The 10986-nt window shown below is 63.2% G+C and carries 11 protein-coding genes; 7 read left to right on the top strand and 4 right to left on the bottom strand.

What is annotated here, in order from left to right; translation table 11 throughout:
• The 4 genes from ACTHLA_RS06245 to ACTHLA_RS06230 form a co-directional block, all read left to right on the top strand.
• Positions 1 to 1277: FAD-dependent oxidoreductase (locus ACTHLA_RS06245; protein WP_440186313.1), on the top strand; the 1277-nt coding region annotated here is incomplete at its 5' end.
• 91 nt (positions 1278 to 1368) lie between these two features.
• Complete coding sequence (locus ACTHLA_RS06240; RefSeq protein ID WP_440186311.1) at positions 1369 to 1821, top strand: DUF6491 family protein; 453 nt, start codon at positions 1369 to 1371, stop codon at positions 1819 to 1821.
• An 11-nt stretch (positions 1822 to 1832) separates the two neighbouring features.
• Complete coding sequence (locus tag ACTHLA_RS06235; protein WP_440186309.1) at positions 1833 to 2270, top strand: DUF6491 family protein; 438 nt, start codon at positions 1833 to 1835, stop codon at positions 2268 to 2270.
• Between the two features lie 6 nt (positions 2271 to 2276).
• Entirely contained in the window at positions 2277 to 2690 is a 414-nt protein-coding gene (locus tag ACTHLA_RS06230; RefSeq protein WP_440186307.1) for a hypothetical protein, read from the top strand.
• Between the two features lie 7 nt (positions 2691 to 2697).
• Here ACTHLA_RS06230 and ACTHLA_RS06225 read toward each other — a convergent pair whose 3' ends face one another.
• The 3 genes from ACTHLA_RS06225 to ACTHLA_RS06215 all read right to left on the bottom strand — a co-directional run bounded on the left by ACTHLA_RS06225 (position 2698) and on the right by ACTHLA_RS06215 (position 5722).
• Positions 2698 to 3543: a response regulator gene (locus ACTHLA_RS06225; RefSeq protein WP_440186305.1), complete on the bottom strand. Its 846-nt coding sequence runs from the start codon at positions 3541 to 3543 to the stop codon at positions 2698 to 2700.
• A 139-nt stretch (positions 3544 to 3682) separates the two neighbouring features.
• Positions 3683 to 5485: a translation elongation factor 4 gene (gene lepA, locus ACTHLA_RS06220; protein ID WP_440186303.1), complete on the bottom strand. Its 1803-nt coding sequence runs from the start codon at positions 5483 to 5485 to the stop codon at positions 3683 to 3685.
• Between the two features lie 78 nt (positions 5486 to 5563).
• Positions 5564 to 5722 (bottom strand): hypothetical protein, encoded by a 159-nt coding sequence (locus ACTHLA_RS06215; protein WP_440186301.1) that lies wholly within the window; start codon positions 5720 to 5722, stop codon positions 5564 to 5566.
• Positions 5723 to 5935: 213 nt separating this feature from the next.
• Between ACTHLA_RS06215 and ACTHLA_RS06210 the strand changes: the two genes are divergently transcribed.
• The gene (locus tag ACTHLA_RS06210; RefSeq protein ID WP_440186299.1) at positions 5936 to 8434 is read left to right on the top strand and encodes a glycoside hydrolase family 9 protein; all 2499 of its coding nucleotides are present in this window, start codon (positions 5936 to 5938) and stop codon (positions 8432 to 8434) included.
• Between the two features lie 188 nt (positions 8435 to 8622).
• Positions 8623 to 9135, top strand: coding sequence for a hypothetical protein (locus tag ACTHLA_RS06205; RefSeq protein ID WP_440186297.1), 513 nt, complete (start codon positions 8623 to 8625; stop codon positions 9133 to 9135).
• 8 nt (positions 9136 to 9143) lie between these two features.
• Here ACTHLA_RS06205 and ACTHLA_RS06200 read toward each other — a convergent pair whose 3' ends face one another.
• Positions 9144 to 10349, bottom strand: coding sequence for an SGNH/GDSL hydrolase family protein (locus ACTHLA_RS06200; RefSeq protein ID WP_440186295.1), 1206 nt, complete (start codon positions 10347 to 10349; stop codon positions 9144 to 9146).
• Positions 10350 to 10471: 122 nt separating this feature from the next.
• Here ACTHLA_RS06200 and ACTHLA_RS06195 point away from each other — a divergent pair, with 122 nt between their 5' ends.
• Positions 10472 to 10816: an MmcQ/YjbR family DNA-binding protein gene (locus ACTHLA_RS06195; protein WP_440186293.1), complete on the top strand. Its 345-nt coding sequence runs from the start codon at positions 10472 to 10474 to the stop codon at positions 10814 to 10816.
• Positions 10817 to 10986 lie beyond the last annotated feature (170 nt).

Genomic DNA, 10986 nt, shown 5'->3' with positions numbered 1-10986 from the left:
CCCTGTTTCTCGACGGCTTTTCGCCCGCGCTCAATCCCGATATGTGGGCCGAAGACGTGGTGCAGGCTCTGGCCGATCAGGGCGCGCCCGTCGCGCGGCTGGCCACCTTCACCGTGGCGGGCGCGGTGCGGCGCGGACTTATGGCGGCGGGCTTTGCGGCGCGCAAAATGCCGGGCTTCGGGCGCAAGCGCGAACGGCTGGAGGCGGATTTTCCGGGACAGGCGCAGGACGCACGCCCGCCGCGCCGCATCGCCATAATCGGCGCGGGCATAGCGGGCGCCTGCCTGAGCTGGCAGGCGCGCGCGCAAGGTTTGGAGGCCGATGTCTTCAGCGCAGGCGAGGGCGCGTCAGGCAACCCGGCGGCGCTCGTCACGCCGCGCCTCGACGCGGGCAATCCGGCTGTCTCGGCCCTGTTCGCCGACGCCTTCGCCTACGCCACCGAATTTTACCGCCGCCTCTGCCCGGACGCCATTATCAGTACAGGCGTCGATCACGCCGGATTGCAGCCGCGCGACGCGGCGCGCTTCGCTAAAATTCTGGCGCAGGCTGTGTATGCCAGCGGCGATCTGACCCCGTTTTCGCCGGAAGAGGCGCCGGACCTGCCCGGCCTGTCCGGTCTGCGGCTCAACGCCGCGCTGTGTGTGCGCCCGTCCCGGATCACGCAGACCTTGCTGGCCGGACAGGCGGTGACAGCGCAGACCGTAACCGGCTGGCGACGCGATGGCGAAACCCTGACGGTGCGCACCGACGCCGGAGATCACGCTGGCTACGACGCCATCGTGCTGGCCTGCGGCGCGGGTCTGTTCGATCTCGGGCAGGGGGACGATCTGCGTCCCGTGCGTGGTCAGGTCGAATATGCGCAAGGGGCCACGCCGCAACGCGCGGCGAGTTGGGGCGGCTATGTCGCGCCGCTTGAGGACGGCTTCGTCTTCGGCGCCACCCATGATCGCGACGACCGGGACGCCGGGGCGCGCGACGACGATCGCCTCCGCAATATCGCCATGCTCGCCAAGGCCATGCCGGAGCGCGCGGCGCTGGTGAATCCCGACGCCCTGATCTCACGCGCCGCCATCCGCGTCGCCAGCCGCGACCACCTGCCGCGCGTCCATCAGGTCGAGTCGGGCGTCTGGCGATTGACTGGTCTTGGCGGGCGCGGCTTCTGTCTGGCGCCCTTGCTGGCGGCCGAGCTGATCGCCTCTTTGCGCGGCGCTTCGTCGCCGCTGCAACGGATCGCGAAAACTTTACTGCAGGACCGCGACACGAAATCGCCGTCGTGACCGTATAAGCTGTTGTTCATCCGCCATTCAGCTTGCCGGGCTCAGCATACCGCGCGCGAAGGGCGTCAGACATCCTTACGGAGATCATCGCATGAAGATCACCACCCTTATCACCAGCGCCGTCATGGCCGTTGCGGGCGCCGCCGTCGTGGCGGGCGCCACATTCGCGCCCTCTGAGGCCATGTCGCCGCGCCCGCACAGCGGCGATGCGCCCCCGCGCGATCGCTACGCCTGTTTCGACCCCAACTTTGTGCAGGGCTTCCAGAGCATCGGCGACAACAAGATCGTGGTCACATCAAGCCGCAATCAGGTTTACGAACTGAGCCTCGGCGGCATCTGCTTCGGGCTGGACACCACCTTCGCCATCGGTATCCGCTCGCGCAACGGCATGTCGAATGTCTGCGGCCCGTTCGACGCCGACATCGTTTTCCGCGACATGGGCGGCATGGACCGCGTGCAGGCCTGCCCGATCATGCAGGTGCGCCACCTGACTGGCGACGAGGCGGAAAAATACGCGCCGCAGCGCAAGACAGACAGAAAGTAGAGGAACGCCAAATGCCAACTTTGAAGACCTTCCGCCCCGTCAAAGCCCTGCTGATCAGCGGCGCCCTGGCCGCCGCCGCCGCGACAGCGGCGATCTCCGGCGCCGTCGCGGCGCATGAGGACCGGCCTGCATCTCCCGACGCCAACAAGATGGCGCCGCGCTGCCTCGACGCCGATCATACCGGGCGCTTCCATGTCATCGACGACCATACTCTGCTGGTCTATGACCAGTTTCAGAACGCCTACAAGCTGGACGTCGGCGGTCCGTGCCGCTCCATGACCGATATGTCGAAATTCGGCTTCGAGTTTACAGGAACGAGCCAGATTTGCCGCGCCCACGATGCGACCTTGCTGTACTTCCCCATCGACCATGGCGCGCCCAATCGCTGCCTGATCAACGCTGTGACCCCTCTGACGCGCGCTCAGGCCAGCGAACTCGATCCGGGTTAAGACACCATGCGCCCCATTCTTTTCGCCATCGCCGGCGGCGCGCTGGCCCTGACGGCTTTGGCCGGATGCGTGACGACCGGCATGGCGCCGCAGCCGCGCGGTCAATCGCTGGCCAGCGGGCAATGCCTGTCGCAACCGCTCGACGACACGCGCGTCCTTGATGACCACACGCTGCTGGCGCGCGACCTGAGCGGACGCGCCGCCCTGTTCCACATGGCCTCGCCCTGCATGCAGGTCAATGAAGCGATCATCATGCGCTATTTCGGCGGTGGGCCGATCTGCGGCCCTCTCGACGTCGATATTTCCGGCACGAACGGCTCCGGCATGATCATTCCGATGCACTGCATGGTGCAAAGCGTCACGCCGCTCAGCAAGGCCGTGGCGCAGCAGATGTTCTACGGCTCAGGACGCAAATCCTGAGCCGCTGTCACAGATAAAGCGGATCGTCGTCCTCACCGTCATGCGTGATCGCCTCGGCGTCGCTCGCCTGGTCGGCGGCGGTCAGACAACCTTCCAGCACGCCGGTCAGTTGCAGCTTGCCGAACGGCTTGGGCAAAGCGTGATGCGCGCCATTGAGCAGCGACTTCTCCAGATGGTCGGTGTCCTTGACATAGCCGGTCATGGCGATGATCGGCACCTGCGGCCAGGTCGCCTTGATGATCTTGATGCCGGTCATGCCGCCAATGCCTGGCATGACGATGTCGATGACCACGGCGTCGATGCGTGTGATGTCCAGCCGCATGATCGCCTCCTCGACCGAGGCGCTTTCGGCGGCGTAAAAACCGGCCTCCTCGATAATGTCGCGCACAAAGGCGCGGGTATAGGCGTCGTCGTCGATGATCAGCACCCGACGCATCGGCTTGCGATGGCGGCGGCCATCCTCGATCTCGCCGCAGATCTGCATGATGTCCTTATAGTCGAACGGCTTGGGCAACAAATAATCGACGCAGGCGCGGCGCGCGGCGTTAAACGCATGGCTGGCGGCGGTCGGCTTGCCGCGCTGTCCGGCGGTCATGACCGCGATCGGCGTTCCTGCGGCCAGCTTTTGCAGGGCGCCCATATGATCCAGAACATTCTCATCGTTCACGAACACATCGAGCAGGATCAGATAATAGCTGCGTCGTCGCAGCGCATAAAAAGTCTCGTCGAGCGTAAAGGCGAATTCGACCTTGAGCCCGCAGCGCTCGAACAGGGCGCCGACAATACGCGCCTGGGTGCGCGAATCTTCCAGAACGAGAACGATGTTTTCAGAAGTAACTGAATTTTTAGACATAATTCAAAATTTCACGAAGTGTTACATAGTGTAACAGTGTGATCACGTTGCTATGTCGCGTGCAAGCGTAGAAATGCTGTGCGGCGCTTGGCTACCCACACAAATTCGTGACATACGGTTAATTATGACCGTAAACGGCTCAGTCGTTGTCCATCTTGAGTGCGGCGATGAAGGCTTCCTGCGGGATTTCGACCTTGCCGAACTGCCGCATCTTCTTCTTGCCTTCCTTCTGCTTCTCCAGCAGCTTCTTCTTGCGCGTGGCGTCGCCGCCATAGCATTTGGCCGTCACGTCCTTGCGCAGGGCGCGCACGGTTTCACGCGCAATGATGCGTCCGCCGATGGCCGCCTGAATCGGAATGACGAACAGGTGCTGCGGGATCAGATCCTTCATCTTCTCGCACATGCCGCGTCCGCGCGCCTCGGCCCGGTCGCGGTGGACCAGCATGGAGAGCGCATCGACCGGTTCGCCATTGACCAGGATCGACATCTTGACCAGATCGCCCTCGCGATAATCCTCGATCGAATAGTCGAAGCTGGCATAGCCTTTCGACACCGATTTCAGCCGGTCGTAAAAGTCGAACACCACCTCGTTGAGCGGCAGGTAATAGACGGCCATGGCGCGCGCGCCGACGTATGACAGGTCGGCCTGAATGCCGCGCCGGTCCTGACACAGCTTGATGATCGCGCCCAGATAGTCGTCGGGGCAGAAGATGGTCGCCTTGATCCATGGCTCCTCGATATGGTCGATCTTGACCGGATCGGGCATGTCGGCGGGATTGTGCAAATGGATCACGTCGCCATTGTTCATGTAGATTTCGTACACGACCGACGGGGCGGTGGCGATCAGGTCGAGATTGAACTCGCGCGACAGGCGCTCCTGAATGATCTCAAGATGCAAGAGCCCCAAAAATCCGCAGCGGAAACCGAAGCCGAGCGCCGCCGAGGTCTCCATCTCGAACGAGAAACTGGCGTCATTGAGCCGAAGTCGGCCCATAGCCGCGCGCAAATCCTCAAAATCGGCGGCGTCCACCGGGAAGATGCCGCAGAACACCACCGGCTGCACGGGCTTGAAGCCGGTGAGGGCGGCGGAGGTCGGCTTGCGCTCATCGGTAATGGTATCGCCGACGGCGGCGTCCGACACCTCCTTGATCTGGGCGGTGAAGAAGCCGATCTCGCCCGGCCCTAAGCTTTCTACATCCGTGGCCTTGGGCTGGAACACGCCCAGCTTGTCGATCTTATACGACGCGCCCGCATTCATCAGCTTGATCTGCTGACCGGGCTTCATGCGGCCATTGAAGACGCGCACCAGCACGACGACGCCGAGATAGGGGTCGTACCACGCATCGACCAGCAGCGCCTTGAGCGGCTCGTTCTCTTCACCCTTAGGCGCAGGCAGGCGCGTGACAATGGCCTCCAGCACGTCCTCGATGCCAAGCCCCGACTTGGCCGAGGCCAGCACCGCGTCCGAGGCGTCGATGCCGATCACGTCCTCGATCTGGGCGCGCACCCGGTCGGGCTCTGCGGCGGGCAGGTCGATCTTGTTGAGGACCGGCACAATTTCGTGATTGTTGTCGATGGCCTGATAGACATTGGCCAGGGTCTGCGCTTCGACGCCCTGCGAGGCGTCCACCACCAGAATCGAGCCTTCGCACGCGGCCAGAGAGCGCGACACCTCATAGGCGAAATCTACGTGGCCCGGCGTGTCCATCAGGTTCAGGACATAGGTTTCCCCATCCTTCGCCCTATAGTTCAGGCGCACGGTCTGCGCCTTGATGGTGATGCCGCGCTCGCGCTCGATGTCCATATTGTCGAGCACCTGCTCCTTCATCTCACGCGCCGTGAGCCCGCCGGTGAACTGAATCAGCCGGTCGGAAAGCGTCGATTTGCCGTGGTCGATATGGGCGACGATGGAGAAGTTGCGGATCTTGGACAGGTCGGTCATCCGCGCGCACTAGCATGCGCCGCAGTCCTCGGCAAGCCTTGCGATAAAACGGCTTTTCAGGCTCCGGCCCCGCGCGGATCAGGGGTTGGGAAAGTGCTGTTGCTGGGCCGGATTCTGCGTGGTGGGCGTCGGCTTGCTCAGGGCGGTCGTGTTCATGTCCGCGCAGGCGGCGAGAGTTGCGGCGCACGCCAGAACGAGCGCGGCGGCGAGAACGCGGGGAGATGAAAATCTCGACATCGGGGAACTCCTTGCTTGAGGCGCCGACACAGCGGCGTCAAAAGGCAGTACGCCCGGCGGACCGCGACGGATGACGGATTTACGCCGACCTGTCCGCTTTCAGGAAAACCCGCGCCGGATTTTTATAAATCCGCAACGCGAACGCATGGCCTCTGGTCATGCGCAGTTGTGCGTGGTAGCGTTACCAAAAATAAGCATACAGGGACTGTTTCTATGCGTCACAAGACATTCGCGCGCCGGACGGCGTGGCTCTCCTCCTGCGCCTGGCTGCTGGCCGGGACCGCTCTCGCCGGGCCGCTGCATCTGAACGACAAGGGCTATTACGAGACGCCGGGCGTCAATGTGCTGGTGTTCTCCAACCATTATGACGGCCTGTTCGCCGACGCCAAGATCAGCGGCGTCGAGCTGATCCACCACGGCGAGCGCACAGCCAGCAACGGCGATGTCCGCCTGTCGCCGACGCCGGGTCAGTGGGATTCCAGCGGCCAGTTCATCGACCGCAAGGTGGACGCCGCGACAGGCACGATCACCGCCACCCTCAAATATCCCGACTATGACTTCACCTATCAGGTCGTGTCGAAGCCGCAGGACGACGGCGTCGAGGTCAGCGTCATCCTCGACAAACCGCTGCCGAAAGCCTTGGAGGGCCGCGCGGGCTTCAATCTCGAATTCCTGCCGGTGGTCTATTTCCACAAGAGCTATCTGGTCGATGGCAAGCCCGGCCTGTTCCCGCGCTATCCGTCTTCCGACATGCAGCTTGAGCCTGAGCCCGCTTTCGCGCCCCAGACCGGCCCGGACACCAAGCCCCTGCCCATCGCCACCGGCAAGTCCTTCGTACTGGCCCCTGAGGACGCGACCGAACGCGTTTCGGTGTCGAGCGACTCCGATATCAGCCTCTATGACGGCCGCAATCAGGCGCAGAACGGCTGGTACGTGCTGCGCTCCATGCTGCCCGCCGGAAAAACCGGCGCGGTCCTGACCTGGACCGTCACGCCGAACGCCATTCCGAACTGGGTGCGCAAGCCGGTAATCGGCCATTCGCAACTCGGCTATGCGCCCGATCAGAAGAAGGTTGCGGTCATCGAACTGGACCCCAACGATAAGCCCGCCGCGACCGCCACGCTTTTGAAGATCAACGCCGACGGCAGCGAAACGCCGGTGCTGACCGGCGACGCCAAGCCGTGGGGGCATTATCTGCGCTACGACTACCGCACCTTCGACTTCTCCTCGGTGACCTCGCCCGGCCTCTATGAGATCGCCTATGAGGGCCAGAAAACCTTAAGCTTCCGCATCGACCCCAACATCTATGCCGACGCCTGGCACGCCACCAACGACGTCTATTTCCCGGTGGCGATGGACCATATGTTCGTGCAGGAGGCCTACCGCGTCTGGCACGGCGACAGCCATCGCGACGACGCGCTTCAGGCCCCGCCCAATAACGAGCATCTCGACCTCTACGGCTCCGGCCCGACGACCGATACGAAGTACAAGCCGTTCGAGCATATTCCGGGCCTCAATGTCGGCGGCTGGTTCGACGCGGGCGATTTCGACATCCGCACCCAGAGCCAGTATGCGGTGGTGCAGTCGCTGGTGCAAAGCTGGGACGACTACCATCTGACGCGCGACGACACCGCCATCGACGAGACGCGCCGCCATGTGATGATGCACGTCCCGGACGGTAAGCCCGACATCCTGCAACAGATCGAACACGGGACAATCCAACTGGTCGCGCAGTTCGACGCGGTCGGCCACGCTATCAACGGCATTATCGAACCGGACCTGACCCAGTATCCGCACCTCGGCGACGCGGTGACCAAGACCGACGGGCTGATCTATGACCCCAGCCTCGGCCCGGACGAGGTGAAGGACGGGCGCAGCGGCGTCAAGGACGACCGCTGGGCCTTCACCAACCTCTCGACGCCGCTCAACTACGGCTCGGCGGCGGCCCTGGCCGGGGCGGCGCGGGCGCTGAAAGGCTTTGATGATCCGCTGGCGACCAGGGCGCTCGGCATAGCCGAAAAGGTCTGGGACGACGAACACAGCCACGCGCCCAACCTGTTCCGCCACGGCAATGTCACCGGCGGCGACCTCGACTCTGAGGAACTGTCGGCGGCGGTCGAATTGCTGAAGACCACAAACGATCCTAAATACGTCAAGGCCATCGAAGACCTGTGGCCAAAGATCGCGCCGAAATTCATGTTCAACGCGCAATGGATCGCTGAGGCCGCGCCCTTTATGCCCACCGATTTCATGACGAATGTGCGCGCGGCCACCATCGCCTACAAGGCGCAGGCCGACGCCATGACCGCGAAAAACCCCTATGGCGTGCCGATCACTGAAGGCGGCTGGGCGGGCAATGGAACCATTATCAGTTTCGCCCTAAGCAATGCCGCCCTGCACAAGCTGTTCCCGGACGTGATCGACAAGGAGATGGTCTATCGCGGCCTCGACTATCTCTATGGGACGCATCCGGGTTCGGATATTTCATTCGTCTCGGCGGTCGGCACGCGCTCAAAAGAGATCGCCTACGGCAATAACCGCGCCGACTTCACCTTCATCGCGGGCGGTGTGGTGCCGGGCGAGCTGATCATCAAGCCGGACTTCCCCGAAAACCACGACGACTGGCCGTTCTTCTGGGGCGAAAACGAATATGTTATCCCCGAAGGCGCCTACTACATCCAGCTCGTCAACGCCGCCAACGCGCTGAAGTAATACTTATCCCTCCCTGCTTAGCGGGGTCGAGTTCACAAAAGGCTCCGGGGGAGCCTTTTGTGAAGGAGGGGGACCGCGAAGCGGTGGGAGGGGCAACCCGCTAGGGCGGCGGGCAGGAGGCAGGCGTCGTAAACCATCTCTCATCCCCCGCAAAAACTTATCCCCACCCTCATTTTCGCGCGCATCCTATGGCCATGACCTCGGATGCGCGCAAAGACCAACCGAACCTGACGCCGGAACAACGGCGCGAAATGTTGCGCGCCTTCGCCGACCGCATGCTGGTGAAGATTTCGGCGATGGACGATCCCGAAGACCTGCCGGGCGTCGAACGCGCCGTGCGCACCGCCGCCGTGATCGAACGCCTCTACAGCCGTTGCGACCGCGCCGAACATCACGGCCCCGATCCGCGCAAGCTCCGCGCCGAGCGCGCCCAGAACGAGGGTGACGCGCTCAGGGCGCAGGTCGCTCTGGCCGGGACGTTGAAATGGAGCGAGGAGCGTCGCCGCGATCTCGGTCCATGGTGGGACGAAGCTGGCAAGGCGGTTGCAACGCCGACGCCTGTTGAAAGACGACATAACCCTTCCCCTCTCCCCTCGACGAGGGGAGAGGACGGGAGGCAAGCCGAAGGCGCCGACGACGGGCGGGGCGCGCAGCCTGAGGGGCTTCTTGCCGACAAAGCACAGCCCCAACCGCCGCCCTGAACCGCCCCCTATTTGAACAGGCTCAGGTCCACCGCTTCGCCCATCGCCTTATAGCCCGCCATACCCGGATGCAGATGATCGCCGGAATCGTAGGCGGGCAGGATATGGTCAGGCGTCTTCGGATCGCGGATCAACGCATCGAAGTCGATCACGCCGTCAAACGCGCCAGAGGTTCGGATCCAGCTATTGATCTTCTGACGATCCGCCTCGACCTCCGGGCCGGGGTGATAATAGTCGTTGCCGACAAACGGGGTGATGGTCGCGCCGAAGATTTTCAGGCCGCGCGCATGGGCGCGATAGATCAGTTGCTGATAATCGCTGATGATCTGCTTGACGAGGGCGTCGTGCGCTTCGGGCGGGATCGCCGCGTCGCGCGTCGCCGTGCCAAGATCGTTGACGCCTTCGAACACGATCACCCATTTGGCGCCGCTGACGCCCAGCACGTCGCGGTCGAAACGCGCCACCGCATTGGGGCCGAGGCCGTCCAGATGCAGACGGTTGCCGCCAATGCCCTCATTGACGACCGATATATCCTGATCCGTCAGCCGCGCCGCCAGGGCGTCGGTCCAGCGCCCGTCGCTGTCGTTTTCAACCGCGTGGCCGTCGGTGATCGAATCGCCGAGCGCCACCACGGTCGCGCCGTCATTCTGCACATCGACCTCGCTGAGATTGAACCAGTTGGCGCGCTTTTCCGCATCAGGCAGGCTGGCGTCGTCGGTATGGTCGCCATGCACGATATAGGTGGTGGCGCGCGAGCCCGGATGGCCGGTCTGCTGTACGATCGGACCGGGAATATAGAGCGTCACCGCAAGGCTGGCCTTATCCGGGACGTTGATGTCGATCGGATCGGAGACATATTCGCCAAAGGAGGGCACCAGAACCTCGTCCTCGCCGCCGAAGGTCACGGCGCGGTCGGTATCCGTATCGACGGCGTCCGATCCCAGCTTGCCGAGCGCGACATGCACGTCCTTGATGCGCAGGGGCAAGGCGCCCAGCGCGTTGGAGACGCGGATGCGGATTTTCGAGCCGCCTTTTGACACATGCACGATCTGACGGATCGTGATGTCCGACAGGTCCGTGGCGGGCAGGGCGTTGTCGCCGGTCGGCGTCATCTGCGACGAGGCCCAGGTCGCGCTCCAGCCGCCGTCGCCAGCGAAGGCGGGGGCCGCAAGCGCCATCAGGGCGAGACCGGTGAGCAGAGCGCGTTTCAACATGATAATGTCCCTGTTTGATGTTTGTTACCGCTATCAGTAGGCCGCGCCGATCAGACTGGCAAGCGTCAAAGCGGTTGACCCCGATTGAACGTCGGTTAGGTTCGATTCCGGCGGAGGATGATATGCTGACACAGGATCGCTTGCGCGCCATGGCGCTGGAGTTGCCGGGAACGGAGCCGGGAACCTCCTACGGCTACCCGGCGGTCAAGCTGGGCAAGAAGGTGATTGTCGTCTGGAGCCCGAAATGGAACGCGCCGGTCTTCGGCATGGATTTCGAGACGCGCGACTTCTTTATGGAGGCCGACCCGGAGACCTTCTTTACCACCGACCATCACCGCAACTGGCCGTGCGTGCTGGCGCGACCGGAAACCGTGAGCGAAGACTGGGTGCGCTTGCGCCTGATCGAGGCGTGGCGCAAGGCGGCGCCGAAGACGCTGCAAAAGGCGCATCCTGAGTTGCTGATCTGAACTCACCTTAACCAATAGGGCGAATTCGCGGCGCGCTGCGCCCTAATCGTGACACCTGAGCGTGGAAATGTGGCGGTCAAACCGGGCAAAACCCGCTTGGGCGTAAGGGTTGTTTAGTAAATCTCCTGTTAACCTTGGCGACCTAAAGCCCCTCACCACGTCTTTCCGAG

The sequence above is a fragment of the Asticcacaulis sp. genome (assembly GCF_051956075.1).
Lineage (GTDB): Bacteria > Pseudomonadota > Alphaproteobacteria > Caulobacterales > Caulobacteraceae > Asticcacaulis.
The sequence above is the reverse complement of the archived record's forward strand: the minus strand, read 5'-3'. Positions and strand labels throughout refer to the sequence as shown.